The organism is Sphingobium sp. KCTC 72723, assembly GCF_014280435.1.
Taxonomy (GTDB): Bacteria; Pseudomonadota; Alphaproteobacteria; order Sphingomonadales; family Sphingomonadaceae; genus Sphingobium.
This window is the reverse complement of sequence record NZ_CP060388.1, coordinates 916,170-935,661: the sequence shown is the minus strand read 5'-3', so window position 1 is coordinate 935,661 and position 19,492 is coordinate 916,170. Positions and strand designations below refer to the sequence as shown.

Genomic DNA, 19,492 nt, shown 5'->3' with positions numbered 1-19,492 from the left:
CGCTTTGCGCACAAGTCTCGCTGCCCCTCCCGCAAGCGGGAGGGGAATGATCAGGCTTCGTCCCACCGCCGCCTCACTTGACCCGTTTGATCCAGGTCTGGCCGCCTTCGCGCACTTCGCTGATGAAGTTTGGGATGGCCGCGACCAGATCCGACAGGCGTTTATAACCATAGTTGCGCACGTCGAAGCTGGAGCGGTTGCCCACGCGCTGCCCCACCGGACCCAGCGCCACGAAACCGCGCTCATCGCGCTTGGCTTCGTCATAGGCGTCGATCAGCAGGCGGACGACTTCGGGATCGACGGCCTTGGCTGGGGTTGGCGCGGCAGGAGTGGGCGCGGGTTGGGGCGCGGCAGGCTTGACGGCCTGTGGCGCTGCCGCTTTGGCCGGGGCGGTGCTGGCGGCGGGCGCGGTTTTTGCCGGTGCCTTGGTCGCCACGGGCATGTCGGCGGCTTTCAGCGCCGCTACGTTGATGAAACGGCTGCAGGCGCGGCGGAAGCCTTCGGGTGTGTTGGCCGATCCGAAGCCATAGACGGGGATGCCCTGCTGGCGGATACGGGTGACCAGCGGGGTGAAATCGCTGTCGCTCGACATCAGGCCGAATCCATCGACGCGGCCGCTGGCCATCAGGTCCATGGCATCGATCGTCATCTTCATGTCGGTGGCGTTCTTGCCCTTGGTCAGGTCGAACTGCTGCTGCGGTTCGATCGCTTGCGCGACGGACAGGGCCGCCCAGGTCTTGAGCGTCGCCTTGCTCCAATTGCCATAGGCGCGGCGGATATTGACCGTGCCAAGCTCCGCCAGCACGGTCATGACCGGATCGAAATGGGCAGCGGACGCATTGTCGGCGTCTATCAGCAGGGCGATATTGCCGCTGCCATCGCGTGTGGACGCCATATCGTTCGGTCCTTTCAGGCGGGCGAAAATACGCCGCTTTGTTCGTCCATGACGTGCAATTGCCCGTCGGAAATCGCGAAGAAAGCGCCGACCAGCTTCAATTCGCCCTTACGTTCCTTGGACCGGACACAGGGGAAGGTGCGCAGATTGGCGAGGCTGACCTTGACCGCTTCCTGCTCCATCGCGCGTTCGACATCGCGGCTGCGGTCGTCACCATGCGCGGCGATCACCGTGTCGCGCGCACCGTCGAGCAACTGGATCCAGTTATGGATGAAGCCGCCTTCGCCCGGCGGCGCATCTTTCAGGTCATGACTGAGCGCTGCCTTGCAACCCCCGCATTTTCCATGACCCATGACGACGATCTCGCCGACTTTCAGCACCTGAACGGCAAATTCCAGCGCGGCCGAAACGCCATGATGGCCCGGCGCAGTTTCGAACGGCGGCACCAGCGCCGCGACATTGCGCACGACGAAAATCTCGCCGGGGCTGGTGTCGAAGATTTGGGTCGGGTCGACACGGCTGTCGGAACAGGCAATGACCATGACGCGCGGGCTTTGCCCTTCGGCCAGTTCGTCCCATCGCCCGCGCTGTTGCGCCCAGCCGGTTTCGCGGAAGCGGTGATAGCCTGTCAGCATGTCGGTAAAATCTGTCATGAAGGGGATGTGCCGCACAAACTCTGCACTGGCAAGAGTGGCCCGGCATCGCTATCTGGGGCGCATGAACGACATTACGCCCATTGCCGTCCCCGGCCAGCCCGAAGCCAAGCCGGAACGTGCGCGCAAGCCCGACTGGATCCGCGTCAAGGCACCGACCAGCCCCGCCTATCATGAGACGCGCAAGCTGATGCGGGAAAAGGGGCTGAATACGGTCTGCGAGGAAGCGGCCTGCCCGAATATTGGCGAATGTTGGACCAAGAAGCACGCCACGGTGATGATTTTGGGCGATGTCTGCACCCGCGCCTGCGCCTTTTGCAACGTCAAGACGGGGATGCCGCGCAAGGTCGATGTCAACGAACCGCAGAATCTAGCCGATGCGGCGGCGGAAATGGGCCTTGAACATATCGTCATCACCTCGGTCGACCGCGATGACCTGCCCGATGGCGGCGCGTCGCAATTCGTCAAGGTGATCGAAGCGCTGCGCCGCACGACGCCCCATACGACGATCGAAATCCTGACGCCGGACTTCCGCAACAAGCATGAGCGCGCGGTCGAGATGATCGTCGCGGCCCGGCCCGACGTGTATAATCATAATCTGGAAACGGTGCCGCGCCTTTACCCGACGATCCGCCCCGGTGCGCGCTATTATGCGTCGCTGCGGTTGCTGGAATCAGTCAAGCGGCTGGACCCGTCCATCTTCACCAAATCCGGCATCATGCTGGGGCTGGGCGAGGAACGGCTGGAAGTGCATCAGGTGATGGACGACATGCGGTCGGCCGATATCGATTTTCTGACGATGGGCCAATATCTGCAACCCACGCCCAAACATACCAAGGTGATCGATTTCGTCACTCCGGCGGCGTTCAACGCCTATGCCGGGATCGCGCGGGCCAAGGGCTTTCTGCAAGTCGCGTCATCGCCGCTGACCCGCTCCAGCTATCATGCGGGTGAGGATTTCGCGCAGATGCGCGCGGCGCGAGAGGCCAAGCTGGCCAGGACTGCGGCAAAGGCCTGAACGCGCGATGCCCAAGCATAGCGAAACCCGCGACCTGCCCTACACCCCGACCCAGATGTTCGATCTGGTGTCCAATGTAGAGGCCTATCCCGAATTTCTCCCCTGGATCAGCGCCATTCGTGTGCGGTCGGATGACGACAGTGAAATGGTCGCCGACATGATCGTGGGGTTCAAGGGGATCAAGGAAAGCTTCACGTCGCGCGTCCACAAGCATCGCCCGGATCATGTCCGGGTCGACTATCTCGACGGGCCGTTAAAGCATCTGCACAATGAATGGCGCTTCCGCGACGATGGGAAGGGCGGGGTGCTGGTCGATTTCGAGGTGGAGTTCGAATTCAAGAACCGGCTGTTCGAAATGCTGGCCGGACAGATGTTCGACAAGGCGCTGCGCAAGATGATCGGCGCGTTCGAAACCCGCGCGGCGCAGCTTTACGCGCCGGGCGAGTCGGGCAGCAACAGTTCGAGCGCGCATAACGCGGCCTGAAGCCGCACGCCGCCACGGCCATTATTTTCAAAATGCCGCATGTCGGCAACGACCTTGTCCGCGCCTGCGCCCCGTTCGGCGCGGGCGAATACGACTGTGCCGACCGGCTTTTGTTCCGACCCGCCGCCCGGACCCGCAATGCCGGTGATGGCGACGGCGACATGAGCATGGCTTTGCTTGAGCGCGCCCTGCGCCATGGCCCATGCCGTGGCAATCGATACGGCTCCGAACGTGTCCAGCACATCCTGAGATACTTTGAGAAGCTGTGCCTTCATATCGTTGGAATAGGTGATGAAACCGGCTTCGAACACGTCCGATGATCCGGCGATTTCCGTGAGCGCGGCCGACACCAGTCCGCCGGTGCAGCTTTCCGCCACCGCCACGGTGCGACCCGCACGGCGATTGGCGATGATGACTCGTTCGGCAAGGTCGACGAGGATGGGGGGGAGGATGCTGTCTGGCATGGCGTCAGGATAGCGCGGGAAGGGAGAGGGTGGCAATGGCCTGCGCCGCAATCCCTTCGCGCCGCCCGGCAAAGCCCAGCCGTTCGGTGGTGGTCGCCTTCACGCTGACCCGGTCGATGGCGATGTTCAATATCTGTGCGATCCGCGCGCGCATGGCGTCGCGGTGCGGGCCGATCTTGGGCGCTTCGCAGATGATGGTCAGGTCGACATGGTCGATTGAGCCGCCCCGCGCCGCCACCCGTTCCCGCGCATAGGCCAGGAAGCGGTCGGACGATGCGCCGCGCCATTGCGCGTCGGAGGGTGGAAAATGGCTACCAATGTCCCCTTCGGCCAGCGCGCCCAGCAGCGCATCGACGATGGCATGGAGCGCCACGTCCGCGTCGCTATGCCCCGCCAGCCCGCGATCATGCGGCACCAGTATGCCGCCCAGCCATAATTGTTCGTCCGGGGCGAGCCGGTGGACATCATAGCCCATGCCGACGCGGACGGTTCGTGCCGCCGCGAATTTGGCTTCGGCACGGGCGAAATCAGCTGGATAGGTCAATTTTTCCAATCCTTCATCGCCCGCAACCAACATGACGTCATGGCCCCGGCCTTTCAAAATCTGTGCGTCATCGGTCGCTTCGCGGGCATCGTCCCATGCCTGATGCGCGGCCAGGATCGTGTCGAAACGGAAAGCCTGCGGCGTCTGAACGCGATACAGATCGTCGCGCGCCACGCCGTCGCCCATCGCGCTTGCTGCACCGCGCACCAGCGTATCGACCACGGGCAGCACGGGAATTGCACCCTCTGCCCCGTCCAGCGCATCCAGCAGCCGATCGACCACCGCGCCGGGCAGGAAAGGCCGCGCCGCATCGTGGATCAGCACCCGATCCGCGCCGCCCGCCGCCGCAATCGCCTCCAGCCCCGCACGCACCGAGCCGCGCCGACTTTCCGCCCCCTCGACCAGAATCCTGTCGCCAAACAGCGCGCGAACCTGCGCTTCCTGTCCCGCTCCGATCACCACGACGATCGCGTCGATCGCCGGATGCGCGGCCAGTGCGTCGACTGCGTGGACGATCACGGGCTTGCCGCCGATGACGCGAAACTGTTTGGGAGTGTCGCCGCCCGCCCGGTTACCGCTGCCAGCGGCAACCAGCAGGGCGATGGTCCTGTGCCTGTTGGATGTCATGGCGCGGGGCATAGCCGCTTGCCCCAAAGCCCGCCAGACCCCTTCGCTTGCCCAAAGCGGCATTTCCCGCTAAGGACTGCCTGTTTTTTAGGCAGGTTCATTCTTCTATCATGCGCACACTCTCGCCCATCGCCATTGGTCCCATCACCATTGATATGCCAGTCGTGCTGGCCCCGATGACGGGCGTGACCGACATGCCGTTCCGCACGCTGGTGCGCCGCTATGGCTGCGGCCTCAATGTGACGGAAATGATCGCGACGGCAGCGATGATCCGTGAGACGCGCCAGTCGCTGCAAAAAGCGGCGTGGCATCCGCTGGAAGAACCCGTGTCGATGCAGTTGGCCGGTTGCTCGCCCACCGAAATGGCCGAAGCGGCGAAGCTGAATGCGGATCGCGGCGCGGCGATCATCGACATCAATATGGGTTGCCCGGTGAAGAAGGTCGTCAATGGCGACGCGGGCAGCGCATTGATGCGCGACCTGCCGCTGGCCGCTGCGCTCATCAAGGCGACGGTGGAGGCGGTGGACGTCCCGGTGACGGTCAAGATGCGGATGGGTTGGGACCATAGCAGCCTGAATGCGCCGGAACTGGCCCATATCGCTGAGGATCTGGGCGCGAAACTCATCACTGTCCATGGCCGCACCCGGTGCCAGATGTATAAGGGGTCCGCCGACTGGAGCTTCATCCGGTCGGTCAAGGATGCGGTCAAACTGCCGGTCATCGCCAATGGCGACATCTGTTCGATCGAGGACGCCGACATGGCGCTGGAACACAGCGGCGCGGATGGTGTGATGATCGGGCGGGGGGCTTATGGTCGGCCTTGGCTGATCAGTCAGGTCATGGCCTGGCTGGAACGGGGCGAGCGTTTGCCCGATCCGTCATTGGCGGAACAATATCGCGTGATCGTAGAGCATTACAACGCGATGCTCGATCATTATGACAATTATACCGGCGTCAATATGGCGCGCAAACATATCGGCTGGTATACGAAGGGGCTGACCGGATCGGCCGAATTCCGCCATGCCGTCAATCAGGAGCCGGACGCGGCAAAGGTGCTGGATATGCTGGCGGCTTTCTACGAACCGTTGATTGCGGCGGAAGCGGAGCCGGTGGACGCGCGCCAGGCGGCATGAACGGCCCCTTGTCGTCCATTCCCGCCCCGCTGCGGATGCAGCAGGACAGGCTGCGTATGCAGCAGGATGGCCCATCGCTGGCCGAACAGATGACGGCGCTGCCCGTCGCTACGCTGGTGGTGCGGCCCGACAATGCCATTGCCGAAGCCAATGTCCGCGCCGAAACCCTGCTCAATATGGCCCGATCCGCCATCATAGGCAGCGATATTGCGCGCACGATCCGCATTGCAGAAGCGGGCGCGCGCTTCGACATCTGGCACAGTAACAAGCCGATTGCGGCCTATGACATCAAGGTTCACGCCGGGCGCACCGCCGAAATGGAAGTGGACCTGATGATTTCGCCCATCGTCGATCATGATGGGTGGCGCGTGGTGTCGCTGCACGCGCAAAGCCAGGCGCGCAAGATCGGCCATCGCGGCACGTCCGGCGGGGCGCGGTCGGCCATGGGCGCGGCGGCAATATTGGCGCATGAGATCAAGAACCCGCTATCGGGCATACGCGGCGCGGCGCAATTGCTGGAAGGCGGGCAGGGCGGGCGCGACGCTGCGCTGACCCAGCTCATCTGTAACGAAGTCGATCGTATTGCCGCGCTGATCGACCGGATGCAGGATTTTACCACTGACCGGACGCTGGAATGTGCGCCTGGCAACATTTATCCGCTGATCGACCGTGCTGCGGACATTGCGGCGGCGGGCTTTGCCAGAAATGTGCGGATCATAAAGCGTTACGACCCATCGCTGCCATTTGCCAATATCAATGACGATGCGCTGGTGCAGGTGATGATCAACCTGCTCAAAAACGCGGCCGAAGCGCTGGAAGGTGTCGAAAAGCCCCGCATCCGCGTCGAAACCGCGTTTCGCCATGGCGTTTCCGTCATGGTCGGCGGGGGCAAGGGCAGCGCGGTGTTGCCGATCGAGATCGTGGTGGTCGACAATGGGCCGGGCGTTCCCGAACATATTCTTGACCATCTGTTCAATCCTTTCATCACCGGCAAGCGCGACGGGCAGGGGCTGGGGCTGGCGCTGGTCGACAAGCTGGTCCGCGACATGAGCGGGTTCGTTCAATATTCGCGCGATGCGGAGGCAGGCGAATCCACCTTCCGCATCCTGCTGCCGATGGGGATGGGGTGATGGCTGCGACGGGGACCGTTCTGGTCGTGGATGACGATCCTGCCATCTGCGTGGTGGTGGGCGAAGCGCTGCGGCGGCAGGGGCATAAGGTCAAGACGGCCGCGTCCATCCGCGAACGCACCGCCCTGATGGACAGCTTCACGCCCGACGTGCTGATTACCGACGTGATGCTGCCCGACGGTGACGGGTTGGAGGGGGTGGCGGACATCATTGCCGCGCGCCCGGACCTGAGCGTCATCATCCTGTCGGCGCAAAACACGCTCAACACCGCCATTCGCGCGACCGAAAAGGGCGCGTTCGAATATCTGCCCAAGCCCTTCGACCTCAACGAACTGACGCGCGCGGTATCCGACGCGCTTGGCACGCGGCAGGATGAGGGAGAGGAGCAGGGCGACGTTGGCCTGCCCCATGATGGCCTGCCACTGGTCGGTCGTTCGCCGGCGATGCAGGAAGTCTACCGCACCATTGCCCGTGTCCTGTCCAACGACCTGTCCATTCTGGTGCTGGGCGAATCGGGGACGGGCAAGGAACTGGTGGCCGAAGCGATCCACAGTCTGGGCCAGCGACGGACCAAGCCGTTCATCGCGATCAATATGGCGGCCATCCCGCGCGAGTTGATCGAAGCAGAATTGTTTGGTTATGAAAAGGGCGCGTTCACTGGCGCTCATGCCCGCACGGCGGGGAAATTCGAACAGGCACAGGGCGGCACTTTGTTTCTCGACGAAATCGGCGACATGCCGATGGAGGCGCAAACCCGCCTGCTGCGCGTATTGCAATCGGGCGAAGTCACTACGGTCGGCGGATCGAAGCCGGTGCGCGTCAACGTCCGCATCATTGCCGCGACCAACAAGCATCTGCCCCAGCTGATCGACGACAACCGCTTCCGACAGGATCTTTATTACCGCCTGAACGTCGTGCCGATCGCGCTGCCGCCGTTGCGTGAACGGCGGGAGGACGTCATCATGCTCGCTCGCCATTTCCTGGAAAAGGCCGCGCAGGAGGGGTTGCCGCGCAAGACGCTGGCTGACGATGCGACCCAGTTGCTGATGGCATGGCATTGGCCCGGCAATGTCCGCGAATTGCAGAATATGATGCAGCGCCTGGCTGTGTTGAGCCGTGAAAATGTCATCACCGCCGAGATATTACGCAACATGCTGCCGCTCGACGCGGTTCCGGCGGACTATGCCGCACCTGGCGACCATCTGGCCCATGCCATTCGCGACTGGGCCAAGCGCCAGTTGGGTGTGGGCCTGGGCCAGCCCAACCGCAGCCTGCATGACGACATGCTGGCGATGGTCGAACCGATATTGTTGCAGGAAGTGCTGGCCAGCGTCGATGGTAACCAGATCCGCGCCGCGGGTTTGCTGGGCATCAACCGCAATACGTTGCGCAAGAAGCTGACCGATTACGGGCTGGACCCGCTCCAGTTGCGCGTTGCCGATTGATCCATATCAGTTGCTTGGCGCAACCCACCGATGGGACGAACCGACGGGCTGCATCGACCAGCGGCATGACATACTACAAATACTGTGTTTGATCAGGCACGGGGTTGTTGTAACAAAGCCACTATGAGCGGCGCGACTACATTTTCCCGGCGGGCATCGGCATGGCGGCGCAAGTTGCCGCCCTTCCTGCGCAAAGGGCGGCTGGCCAGCCTGATCGAAATCACCGTTCTGGCGCTGTTCCTTGGCGTGGCGGGCCTGACCTGGCATCTGCTGTCGGGCGGCGGGCAATCCTACAGCCTGCTGACCCCGCCGATCGTGGCGTTGCTGCTGGTGGCGAATCTGGTTCCCGCGATCGCGCTGCTGATGCTGATGGGGCGGCGCGTCGCCAAACGACGCGCGGCACAATCCGCCATCGGCAGCGACGGGCAACTGCATGTCCGCCTCGTCGCGATCTTTTCGATCGCGGCCAGTGTGCCGATGCTGTTGGTCGTGATCTTCGCGTCGCTCCTGTTCCAATATGGCGTGCAATTCTGGGCATCGGACAGCGCGCGCGGAATGCTCCAGAATGCCAGCGATCTGGCGCGCGGCTATTATGAGCAGAATCTGCGCGAGGTCAGCGACGAAACCATCACCATGGCGGACGATCTGCGCGATTATCTGACGCAATCGCCCGTTTCCAGCCCGCGCTTTGCGGAGGGTTATCTCTATCAGGTCGTCACGCGCAAACTGAACCGTTCGGCCATCATCGAAGTGGGCAAGGACGGCATCGCGCGCACCGCCGCGACCGTGGACCCCGAAAACCGTCCCGCTTCCGCCATGCTCGACCCGGCGGTCATCAAGCGGCTGACCGATGGCGAAAATATCGTGGTGCAGGCGCGCGCGAACCAGATCGAGGCGGTGACGCTGCTCTACCCCGGTTCTAAAATCTACCTTTATGTTACCCGCAACGCCGGCAGTTCCTCGTTCAGCAATGTCGAACGCGCGCAAAAGGTGATCGGCGATTATGACGCTTTCGCCAACCAGTCGCGCGCGCTCCAGTTGCGGTTCAACGTCGCTTTGTTCGTGGGATCGCTGCTGCTGGTCGGGCTGGCCGTCTATATCGCGCTGGCCGTTGCCGACTGGATGGTGCGCCCGGTCAACGAACTGGTGACGGCAGCGCGGCGCATCACGGCGGGTGACCTGTCGGCGCGCGTCAGCAGCCCGCAGAGCCGCGACGAAATCGGCACGCTGGCCGCCGCCTTCAACCGCATGACCCAGCGGCTGGAGGCGCAGACCGGCGCGCTGGTCGGCGCAAACAGCCAACTGGACGAACGGCGCGCTTTTATCGAAGCGATCCTGTCGGGCGTGAGTGCAGGCGTGCTGTCGGTCGACAGACAGGGCGTGGTGCAATTGCTCAACCGATCGGCCGCCGCGATCCTGGTGGAAGAGGGCGACGATCCGGTCGGTCGCCCGTTGGCGCAGGTCGCCCCCGAACTGGCCGAACTGATCGCGTCGGAAGAAGATCATGGCATCGTGCAACTGCGCGCCCATGGCGACCTGCGCACGCTGGCGGTCAAGCTGTCGCATGACGCATCGCGCCATATCCTGACCTTCGACGACATTACCCAGCAATTGTCGGATCAGCGCCGCGCCGCATGGTCCGACGTGGCCCGCCGCATCGCGCATGAAATCAAGAACCCGCTGACCCCGATCCAACTCGCCGCCGAACGGCTCCAGCGCCGCTATGCCGAGGAAATCACCAGCGACCGGCCGACTTTCACGCGCCTGACCGGCACCATCGTGCGGCAGGTGGGCGATTTGCGCCGCATCGTGGACGAATTTTCCTCCTTTGCGCGGATGCCAAAGCCCGTGTTCCGGCGCGAAGCGGTCAGCGACATCGCGCGCCACGCCCTGTTCCTGCACGAAGTCGCCCATCCCGACATTCAGTTCGAATATCATGCCGACGACCCCGATCTGGATCTGGTGTGCGACCGCCGCCAATTGGGGCAGGCGCTTACCAACATCGTCAAAAATGGTGTCGAGGCCATTGAATCCAAACCCGTATCCGACGAAGGCGGGCCGCGTGGTCATGTTCGCATGGCGTTGTCGATGGACGGCGGCGACCTTGTCATCAACGTGCGCGACGATGGCATCGGCCTGCCGCCCGAACGGGATCGCATCCTGGAACCCTATATGACGACGCGCACCAAGGGGACGGGCCTGGGCCTGGCCATCGTCAAGAAGATTGTCGAGGAGCATCTGGGGGAAATTCGCTTCGACGATGCACCGGGCGGGGGGGCAAGCGTCACGTTGCGCTTCGCCGCAGCGGCGCTCGAAAAACTGGAAGAAGGGCAATTCATCGCCCTGCCAAAAGGAAAAGTGACGGCCAATGGCTCTTGATATTCTGATAGTCGACGATGAAGAGGATATTCGCGATCTGGTCGCCGGTGTGCTGGAGGATGAGGGGTTCACGACCCGCACCGCCGCCAACAGCGACAGCGCGATCGACGCCGTCGACGCGCGCCGCCCTTCGCTCGTTCTGCTCGACGTATGGTTGCAAGGGTCGCGCCTGGATGGCCTCGAACTGCTCGATGAGATCAAGCGGCGCGACCCGACCATCCCGGTGCTGATGATTTCGGGACATGGCAATATCGACACGGCCGTTGCCGCGATCCGTAAAGGCGCGGCTGACTTCATCGAAAAGCCGTTCGAGGCCGATCGCCTGATCCACCTGGTATCCCGCGCGACCGAAACGGAGCGGCTGCGGCGTGAAAATCAGGTGTTGCGCGCGCGTTTCGGGCAGGATGACGAACTGACCGGCACGTCCGCTGCCATCAATGGCGTGCGTGCGACGATCAAGAAAGTCGCCGCCACCGGCAGCCGCGTCCTCATTTCCGGCCCCGCCGGCGTGGGCAAGGAAGTCGCCGCGCGGATGCTCCACAGTTGGAGCGGGCGCGCCGATTCCCCGTTCATCATCGTCGCTGCCGCCCGCATGGAACCCGACCGGGTCGAGGAAGAATTGTTCGGGCTGGAGGATCAGAGTGGCCTGGTGCGCCCCGGCTATCTGGAGCAGGCGCATGGAGGCACGCTTTATATCGACGAAGTGGCCGACATGCCGGTCACTACGCAGGGCAAGATATTGCGGGTGCTGACCGATCAGAGCTTTACCCGCGTTGGCGGCCAGCGGCAGGTGAAAGTCGATGTGCGTGTCATATCCTCCACCGCGCTCAATCTGGCGGGGGAGATTGAGGAACGGCGTTTCCGCGAAGATCTGTTCTATCGCCTCAATGTCGTGCCGCTCGCCATCCCGCCGCTGTCCGAACGGCGCGACGATATACCGCCGCTGGTCGAACATTATCTTGCTCGCTTCGCCGCCGAACGGCGTGTGCCACCGCCAGACATGGCCAGCGACGCGATGGCCGCGTTGCAGGCCAATGAATGGCCAGGTAACGTCCGCCAGTTGCGCAACGTCATCGAACGCACGATGATCCTGGCGCCGGGCGACCGCATCGGTCGGATCGAACTCGACATGCTACCGTCCGAACTGACCAGCAGTGGTGGCGGGGAGGGGATGGGCCAGTCCGCCATCATGGGCGCGCCGTTGCGGGAAGCGCGCGAGAGTTTCGAGCGAGAATATCTGCGCATCCAGATCCGCCGTTTTTCCGGCAATATCTCGCGCACCGCGACGTTCATTGGCATGGAACGATCGGCCCTGCACCGCAAACTCAAGCTGCTCGGCATCACTGACGGGAAAGACTAGGCGGCAAGGAATAAGACATGTTCAGCCATCACTGAGCCATGGACGCCCCTTCGCAATTGCGATACGAATGGCCTGCTCCCGACACGCGGGGGCAGGCAAGACATCCTGCCCAGGGGTGCAAGAGCGGGTAACGTCCCGCCAAGAATAAGGACCGGCATCGACCATGGCCGACAAAGTGAACAATCTTCAGGACATCTTCCTGAACAGCCTGCGCAAGAGCAAGACCCCGGTGACCATGTTCCTGGTCAAGGGCGTGAAGCTGCAAGGCATCATTACCTGGTTCGACAATTTTTCCGTGCTGCTGCGCCGCGATGGCCAGTCGCAGCTTGTGTACAAGCACGCCATTTCCACGGTCATGCCCGCCCAGTCGATGGACCTGACCGACCTGCGCAAGGTCAGCGACAGCAACAGCGGCAAGGCCAGATTGTTGCAGGAAATTTTCCTGTCGGCCGTGCGTAAATCGGGCAGCCCGGTTACGATGTTTCTGGTCAACGGTGTGATGCTTCAGGGCGAAATCGCGGCTTTCGATCTGTTCTGCATGTTGCTGGAACGCGACGGCATGGTCCAGTTGGTCTACAAGCACGCTATCTCGACGGTTCAGCCGCTCCATTCGCTCGACTTGTCGGGCGAGAATGAACAGGACGATTGATCATCCCCGTTCCGTCCGGTCCGCCGACAGGTGGACCGGACGACCGGCAGATGCTCTAACCACCCATGGCCATATTCAACCGCGACTCCGATGACGAAGTGGCGCGCGGCGCGCGCGCCATCGTCGTCCATGCCGAAACCCACGGGCTAGATCGCCGCGACAGCGACGCAAGGCTGGAAGAGGCGGGCGGCCTTGCCCTCGCCATCGGTATTGACGTGCGCGCCGCCCAAGCCTTTCGCGTCCGCGACCGCAAGCCTGCGACTTTGTTCGGCAGCGGTCAGGTGGAGCAGATCGCCACGCTGGTGGTGCAGGAAGAAGCCGAACTGGTCATCGTCGACAATGCCCTGTCGCCGGTCCAGCAAAGCAATCTGGAAAAGGCCGTCGGGGCGAAAGTGATCGACCGCACCGGGCTTATCCTCGAAATCTTTGGTGAACGGGCTGCGACTAACGAGGGTCGGCTTCAGGTCGAACTCGCCCATCTCGATTATCAGGCGGGGCGGCTGGTGCGCAGTTGGACCCATCTGGAACGGCAGCGGGGCGGCTTTGGCTTTTTGGGCGGTCCGGGCGAAACCCAGATCGAAGCCGACAGGCGCATGATCCGCGACCGCATGGCCAAAATCCGCAAGGAACTGGATCAGGTCACGCGCACCCGTGGCCTGCACCGCGCCCGGCGGCAACGCGCGCCATGGCCGGTGATTGCGCTGGTCGGCTACACCAATGCGGGGAAATCCACGTTGTTCAATCGCCTGACCGGGGCGGACGTCATGGCGGAAGATTTACTGTTCGCCACGCTCGACCCGACCATGCGCCAGATTGTGCTGCCGGGCCTGGACAAGGCGATCCTGTCCGACACAGTCGGTTTCGTGTCGGACCTGCCCACGCAGTTGATCGCGGCGTTCCGTGCCACGCTGGAAGAAGTGCTGTCCGCCGACCTCATCATCCATGTTCGCGACATCGCCCATCCTGACAGTGACGCACAGCGTGACGACGTGCTGGACGTGCTGAGCGAACTGGGCGTCGCGGGCGAAGGCGCGGCCGATCGCGGGGAAGGGGAGCCGGACGCTCCGCCGATTATCGAAGCGTGGAACAAGCTCGACCTGCTCGACCCGGAAGCCGAAGCGCTGGCACGGGAAACCGCGTCGCGCCGGGACGATGTGGTCATCCTGTCCGCACTGACCGGCGCTGGTGTGCCGGACCTTCAGCGCGCGATCAGCGTGAAGATGACCGCAGGCGCGAAAGTCTATGGCCTGCGCGTATCGGCGGGCGACGGCGCAGCGCTCGCCTGGCTCCACGAACATGGCGAAGTCCTGACCACCGATCCGCAGGGCGACGAAACCCGGATCGAAGTGCGTCTGTCCGACGCCGCCTTTGCGCGCTTTGGCAAGCGCGCGAAGGGATAGCGCTGCTGGGCGTTACGCCAGCGCTTTTTCAACTACGCCGACAGCCTGTTCCAGCGCATTGGCACGGTCGCAACCATGCCCGCACTTTTCCTGCTGATAGCGCAATTTCCCCAGTATATTGCGGGCGGCGCTGACATTACCCAGCCGGATTTCCGCGATAGCCAGCCCCGACATCGCACCGGGATTACCATTGCGCCCCCGATACATGCTTTGTTCGAAATAGCGGCGGGCCGAAGCTTGGTCGCCCAATCCCAATTTCGTGACCCCTTTCAGAAAACGGGCCTGTCGATTTTCCGTCCTGCCGATCAGGGTCGCCAACACACTGTCCGCCTGGACATAATCGCCCGACGCAATCAGCCGCTGTGCCTGACGCATGGCTTGATATGCGTCTCCACCACCAGCGCCGAAATTGTCAGGACCAAAGCCAGTCACGGGACCGATGGTAGACACATTGCCTGTGCCGAAATGGATTCCTGAAATGCCTGTCCCATTCTGTTGGGCTTGGGCAGGCATCGCAACGGCGAAAATGAGCGGGAGAAGGATAGTCAAACGCATCGCATGTTCCTCCGTGACAGTGGAAGAAAATTATGACGTTTGCAGGCACTTGTCAAATATAGGTTTCAAGTCCGAACCTTGTCTGGATCATGTCTGGAAATGGATGAAGCCTTTGGCCTACAAATTCCGAAACATCACCAGCGCGTCGACAACTTCACCAGAAGGGTGGGCGAACGCACCGGGCAATCGCCCGACCACGGCAAAACCCATGGCCTGCCATAAGGCGACGGCTCGTTCGTTGGTCGATATCACAAAGTTGAACTGCATCGCGCGAAAGCCCAATTCTCGCGCCAGATCCATCGAGGCTGCGCACATGCGCCGGGCGAATCCGCGCCCGGTGGCGTCGTCCGCCACAACATAGCCGGCATTGGCGACATGCGCCCCGCCGCCGATCTGGTTCGCGCGGACATAGAATATTCCCATGACCGCGCCGTCCGCTTCCAGCACGCGCACCGTCCGGTCTGGCGACAACCAGAGGGCGAGGGCCGCCTCCCGCGCCATGTCGCGCGGCGTGGCAAGCGTTTCGCCTGCACGGATCACTGGCTCCAATATTGCCCATATGGCATCATGGTCGGCCGGAGCGACCGGGCGAATCACGCCTTCTTTTCCATGTCCTTGGCCCGCTGCCACAGTGCTTCCTTGTCATCGAGCGGAAGGGCGGCAAAGCCGTTTCCGGCGATATGCTCCATTGCGCGGAACCGCCGGTCGAACTTGCTGTTGCCCGCACGCAAAGCCGCTTCCGGGTCGACGTTCAGATGCCGTGCGAGGTTGACCACGGCGAACAGCAGGTCGCCCACTTCCTCCTCGCGCTCTGCCTGGGTCGCGGCGCGCTCCACCTCGTCCAGTTCCTCGATGATCTTGGCCGTCACGCCGACCATATCGGGCCAGTCGAAGCCGGTCCTTGCTGCGCGATTCTGCAACTTCTCGGCCCGCAGCAACGCGGGCAGGGTGATCGCTACGCCGGCAAGGGCGCTGGGATCCGGCTCCTTTTCGGCGCGCTCGGCGGCCTTGATCGTTTCCCATTGGGCATGGCCATCTTCACGCCGTGCGCCTTTTCCAAAGACATGCGGATGGCGACGGATCATTTTCTGCGTGATGGCGTCGATCACGTCCTGCAAACCGAAATGCCCGGCCTGTTCGGCAATCCGGCTGTGGAATGCGACCTGAAGCAGCAGGTCGCCCAATTCGTCGCGCAGGGCCGCCATGTCGTTGCGCTCGATCGCGTCGGCCACCTCATAGGCTTCCTCGATCGTGTAGGGCGCGATGCTGGCGAAATCCTGCTCGATGTCCCACGGGCAGCCCGTAAGAGGATCGCGCAACTGCGCCATCACGGTGGCAAGCGGCATGATGTCGGCTGGACTGGCTTGGGACATAGGCACCTTGGTCGATGAAGTGGCTGTTAAACGGGGGATAGAGGCTGACCCTATTGATGGCCAGATCATCCTTCATTGTTCCTGCTAATTAGAAAAGTCCCTATTTCCGCCAGATAGAAATGTCACTGCCTGATGCAGCAGGGGCTGCGCGGAACCCTTCCAGCTTGTGCAGCGTAGCCCCTGCTGGTGCGCTGATCTGGCGATGGCAGAGCCCCGGACCCGCTGCTCTGCAGTGGGCTCCGTCACACGGGCTCGAGCAAACGCTGCGCAGCTTCGATCGGGCTGAGCCGGGGAAGGGGGGGACGGCCCCGCTTGCGCTTGACCGGTGCGCCTTCCTGCGGCTGCGGGGGCGGGAACATGTGTGCGCCCTGGGATCTTCGGCACGGCTCGTTGTTGTTGCGCTTCCTCGGCGGCAACATCTCTTGCATCGCCTTGGCCATCGCCAGCGCCGCATCGAGATGCTTGTTCTCAACTATCGCCGCCTGATTTACCTGCCGGATCTTGTCGAACACCCGGTAGGGCAGGACGTGTTCCTCGTGACGTATCTCGAGCCGGCCGTCAGGATACTCGCAGACATCGACCCGCTTGCCCGCCAGCGGTCGGCTGACCTGCGTAGGTTCGAGGATGATCAGCGCCTTGTTGTAATGCAGCGTCAGCGCCTGCGTCACCGTACGCTGCTCGCGCCAGACCATCTCGGCCTTGAGATCGTCATGCGGGGCAAGGGGGCGATGCACATCGCGCGGATCGAACGGCGCCTTGGCGAACCGCTGGTTGTGGCGCGCCATATAGCCCGGCAGGAAGGCGTTGGCCTCGGCAATCGTCGATATGCCATCGAGCCGCATCGCCTTGACCAGGCGGTCTTGCAACGTCCCGTTGGCGCGCTCGACCCGGCCCTTGGCCTGCGGCGAGTTGGCGCAAATGATCTCAATGTTGAGCGCTTCCAGCGCCCGGCCGAAGTGCGTCATGCCATCGCCCTTGGCCGAGGCTGTGTTGTTCCGAAACACGCCGTGCTTGTCCGAGTAGATCGCCACCGGCTTGCCGTGTGCCTCGATATAAGCGGTCATTGCATCCATGTAGGCGAACGTGTTCTCGCTCTCGACCATCCTGAGGTGCATCAGCTCGCTGGTCGCATCGTCGATGAAAACCAGCAGCGTGCACTGCGGTCCGCGATTCTCGAACCACCAGTGCTTCGAGCCATCGACCTGGATCAGCTCGCCGCGACAATCGCGGCGGTAGCGGGGCTGATAGGGTCGCGGGCGACGAGCATCGCGATCCTTCCACAGACCAGCTTCAATCATCAGTTTGCGCAGCGTCTCGTGCGAAATGGTGATCTGGTGCCGCTCGGCCAGATACTCGGTCGCCAGGGTCGGTCCGAAATCGGCGTAGTGCTCACGCACCAAGGCAATGACCCGCTGACGAAAGGCGTCGCTGTGACGCCGGTTGCTGGGGCGACCACGCCGCCGGGAAACAAGACCTTCGGGGCCCTCGGCCCGCAAACGAAGGAGCAATCGGCCGACCTGACGACGCGTCAATCCCAGAAGCGTCGCCGCATCTTCGACCCGCAGTTCGCGGCGCGTCACCCGAAGCAGCGTATCATACCGCGAAAGCTCGCCACGGTTCATGGCCACCACCGTCATAAGCGCATCCTCCACAGCAGAGGATGACCATGCCACCACGGACCGCGACCACCCATTGCAATGGGACATCTCTATTTTGCGGGATGGGACATTTCTACTTTGCGCTTACATTCATTGTTCCTGCTAAATAGAGAAGTCACAATCTGTGCCATATAGAAATGTCACAGGTTGGGGAACAGCAGGGGCTGCGTGGAGCCATCGATACAGCGCAGCGCAGACCCTGCTGATGCGCTGACCTTGGGGTAGCGGACCCATGGACCCGCTGCCCTGCAGTGGGCCCGGTCATGTCCTCTACACGAAGCCGAGCGTGCGGCGTTCGCGCAACTCTGCATCGCTCAGCCTTGGGCCGCGCTTGAGCTTTGACCCACCCAGTTTGCGGCGGTCGATCTTTGGTGGCGGGTCTGGCTCGGGGAACAGATGCATGGGTTGGTCACGGCGGGCAGGGGCGTCGTTGTTGCGCTTACGGTGATGCGGCATAATCGCCTGCATCTGCCGGGCCAGCAGCAACGCTGCGTCCAGATGCTTGTTCTCGACAATGGCAGGCTGGTTCACCTGCCGCATCTTGTCGAACTGACGATAGGGCAGGACATGGCCCTCATGCTCGATCTCCAGTCGACCGTCGGGATATTCGCAGACCGTCACCCGCTTGCGCGCCAGCTTTTCGCTGACATCGTTCGGCTCCAGGATGAACATCGCCTTGTTGTAGTGCAGCGTCAGCGCTGCCGTCACCGTTCGCTGCTCCCGCCAGACCATGATCGAGCGCAGATCGTCATGCGGGGCAAGCGGGCGGTGCAGATCGCGGACATCGAAGGCAGGGCGGGCAAACCGCTCGTTGTGCCTGCCCATATAACTGTCGAGGAAAGCGTTTGCGTCCGCGATCGACGAGATACCCTCCAGTCGCATCGCTTTCACCAGGCGATCCTGCAAGGTGGCGTTGGCCCGCTCGACGCGGCCCTTGGCCTGTGGCGAGTTGGCGCAGATGATCTCGATGTTCAGAGCATCCAGCGCACGGCCAAAATGCGTCATCCCGTCGCCACGCGCGGCGCTGGCCCGCGCGTTCCGGAAAACACTGTGCTTGTCGGAATAAAAGGCCACCGGCTTGCCGTGCCGTTCGATATACGCGCGGGTCGCCTCCATGTAAGCGAAGGTGCTCTCGCTCTCGACCATCCTGAGGTGCATCAGTTCGCTGGTCGCGTCGTCGATATAGACCAGCAATGTGCATTGCGGGCCGCGGTCTTCGAACCACCAATGTTTTGAGCCGTCGATCTGGATCAGTTCGCCCCGACAATCCCGGCGGTAGCGCGGCTGATAGGGGCGAGGACGGCGAGCCTGACGATCCTTCCAAATCCCGGCCTCGATCATCATCTGCCGCAGCTTCTCACGCGAGATCCGGAGATCATGCCGTTCGGCCAAATACTCCGCAGCCAATGTAGGCCCAAAATCATGATAATGGGTCCGAACCAGTGCGACAATCTGATCTCTGATGGCATCATCCAAGCGCCGGTTACTTGGTCGACCACGGCGGCGCGACAAAAGCCCGGATGATCCATCGTCAAGGTAACGGGTCAGCAGTCGATGGGCGTGGCGGCGGCTGACGCTCATCAGCCTTGCGGCCTGGGTGACGGTCATGCGACCTGAAACCACATGCATCAGCGTCTCGACCCGCGAAAGCTCCTCGGTACTCATACGCAACACCGCCATGCTCAATACCTCCGAACAGCCGGAGGGCACGGTAGCCCAAGTGAG

18 protein-coding genes are annotated in these 19,492 nt (G+C 62.6%); 9 read left to right on the top strand and 9 right to left on the bottom strand.

The features are described from left to right. Window positions 1–73 precede the first annotated feature (73 nt). Both SPBM01_RS04700 and SPBM01_RS04695 read right to left on the bottom strand, forming a co-directional pair. On the bottom strand, window positions 74–895 hold the full coding sequence (locus SPBM01_RS04700) for an NYN domain-containing protein (RefSeq protein ID WP_188064230.1): 822 nt from the start codon (window positions 893–895) through the stop codon (window positions 74–76). A gap of 14 nt (window positions 896–909) precedes the next feature. Then, window positions 910–1,548, bottom strand: coding sequence for a carbonic anhydrase (locus tag SPBM01_RS04695; protein WP_188064229.1), 639 nt, complete (start codon window positions 1,546–1,548; stop codon window positions 910–912). A gap of 7 nt (window positions 1,549–1,555) precedes the next feature. Between SPBM01_RS04695 and lipA the strand changes: the two genes are divergently transcribed. Further along, complete coding sequence (lipA, locus tag SPBM01_RS04690) at window positions 1,556–2,566, top strand: lipoyl synthase (protein WP_188065553.1); 1,011 nt, start codon at window positions 1,556–1,558, stop codon at window positions 2,564–2,566. A 7-nt stretch (window positions 2,567–2,573) separates the two neighbouring features. Beyond that, window positions 2,574–3,050 (top strand): type II toxin-antitoxin system RatA family toxin, encoded by a 477-nt coding sequence (locus tag SPBM01_RS04685; RefSeq protein ID WP_188064228.1) that lies wholly within the window; start codon window positions 2,574–2,576, stop codon window positions 3,048–3,050. Here the strand turns inward: SPBM01_RS04685 and SPBM01_RS04680 are convergent. Together SPBM01_RS04680 and SPBM01_RS04675 are read right to left on the bottom strand one after the other, a co-directional pair. Then, window positions 2,996–3,514 carry a CinA family protein gene (locus SPBM01_RS04680; protein ID WP_188064227.1) on the bottom strand — a complete coding sequence of 173 codons (519 nt, stop codon included), beginning with the start codon at window positions 3,512–3,514 and terminating at the stop codon, window positions 2,996–2,998. The genes SPBM01_RS04685 and SPBM01_RS04680 overlap by 55 nt on opposite strands. 4 nt (window positions 3,515–3,518) lie before the next feature. Next, complete coding sequence (locus SPBM01_RS04675) at window positions 3,519–4,697, bottom strand: bifunctional 2-C-methyl-D-erythritol 4-phosphate cytidylyltransferase/2-C-methyl-D-erythritol 2,4-cyclodiphosphate synthase (RefSeq protein WP_188064226.1); 1,179 nt, start codon at window positions 4,695–4,697, stop codon at window positions 3,519–3,521. A gap of 98 nt (window positions 4,698–4,795) precedes the next feature. Here SPBM01_RS04675 and dusB point away from each other — a divergent pair, with 98 nt between their 5' ends. The 7 genes from dusB (at window position 4,796) to hflX (ending at window position 14,181) form a co-directional block, all read left to right on the top strand. Beyond that, window positions 4,796–5,818, top strand: a complete 1,023-nt coding sequence (gene dusB / locus SPBM01_RS04670) for a tRNA dihydrouridine synthase DusB (RefSeq protein ID WP_188064225.1) — start codon at window positions 4,796–4,798, stop codon at window positions 5,816–5,818. Further along, window positions 5,815–6,948 (top strand): two-component system sensor histidine kinase NtrB, encoded by a 1,134-nt coding sequence (locus SPBM01_RS04665; RefSeq protein WP_262504326.1) that lies wholly within the window; start codon window positions 5,815–5,817, stop codon window positions 6,946–6,948. Before dusB ends, SPBM01_RS04665 begins: the two co-directional genes overlap by 4 nt. Next, window positions 6,948–8,393: a nitrogen regulation protein NR(I) gene (gene ntrC, locus SPBM01_RS04660; RefSeq protein WP_188064224.1), complete on the top strand. Its 1,446-nt coding sequence runs from the start codon at window positions 6,948–6,950 to the stop codon at window positions 8,391–8,393. The genes SPBM01_RS04665 and ntrC overlap by 1 nt, the downstream gene beginning before the upstream one ends. 123 nt (window positions 8,394–8,516) lie before the next feature. Continuing rightward, a complete protein-coding gene (locus SPBM01_RS04655; RefSeq protein WP_188064223.1) occupies window positions 8,517–10,772 on the top strand; it encodes an ATP-binding protein in 2,256 nt (751 codons plus the stop codon). Further along, window positions 10,762–12,132: a sigma-54-dependent transcriptional regulator gene (locus tag SPBM01_RS04650; protein ID WP_188064222.1), complete on the top strand. Its 1,371-nt coding sequence runs from the start codon at window positions 10,762–10,764 to the stop codon at window positions 12,130–12,132. The genes SPBM01_RS04655 and SPBM01_RS04650 overlap by 11 nt, the downstream gene beginning before the upstream one ends. 163 nt (window positions 12,133–12,295) lie before the next feature. Further along, window positions 12,296–12,781: an RNA chaperone Hfq gene (hfq, locus tag SPBM01_RS04645; protein WP_188064221.1), complete on the top strand. Its 486-nt coding sequence runs from the start codon at window positions 12,296–12,298 to the stop codon at window positions 12,779–12,781. A 65-nt stretch (window positions 12,782–12,846) separates the two neighbouring features. After that, window positions 12,847–14,181: a GTPase HflX gene (hflX, locus tag SPBM01_RS04640; RefSeq protein WP_188064220.1), complete on the top strand. Its 1,335-nt coding sequence runs from the start codon at window positions 12,847–12,849 to the stop codon at window positions 14,179–14,181. A gap of 12 nt (window positions 14,182–14,193) precedes the next feature. Here hflX and SPBM01_RS04635 read toward each other — a convergent pair whose 3' ends face one another. The 5 genes from SPBM01_RS04635 to SPBM01_RS04615 form a co-directional block, all read right to left on the bottom strand. Next, a complete protein-coding gene (locus SPBM01_RS04635) occupies window positions 14,194–14,556 on the bottom strand; it encodes a tetratricopeptide repeat protein (RefSeq protein ID WP_262504325.1) in 363 nt (120 codons plus the stop codon). A 297-nt stretch (window positions 14,557–14,853) separates the two neighbouring features. Then, window positions 14,854–15,333 (bottom strand): GNAT family N-acetyltransferase, encoded by a 480-nt coding sequence (locus SPBM01_RS04630; protein WP_262504324.1) that lies wholly within the window; start codon window positions 15,331–15,333, stop codon window positions 14,854–14,856. Next, window positions 15,330–16,109 carry a nucleoside triphosphate pyrophosphohydrolase gene (gene mazG, locus SPBM01_RS04625; protein ID WP_188064218.1) on the bottom strand — a complete coding sequence of 260 codons (780 nt, stop codon included), beginning with the start codon at window positions 16,107–16,109 and terminating at the stop codon, window positions 15,330–15,332. The genes SPBM01_RS04630 and mazG overlap by 4 nt, the downstream gene beginning before the upstream one ends. Before the next feature lie 242 nt (window positions 16,110–16,351). Next, complete coding sequence (locus SPBM01_RS04620) at window positions 16,352–17,746, bottom strand: ISNCY family transposase (RefSeq protein ID WP_188062959.1); 1,395 nt, start codon at window positions 17,744–17,746, stop codon at window positions 16,352–16,354. Window positions 17,747–18,037: 291 nt separating this feature from the next. Beyond that, window positions 18,038–19,447, bottom strand: a complete 1,410-nt coding sequence (locus SPBM01_RS04615) for an ISNCY family transposase (protein WP_188062578.1) — start codon at window positions 19,445–19,447, stop codon at window positions 18,038–18,040. Window positions 19,448–19,492: the final 45 nt, after the last annotated feature.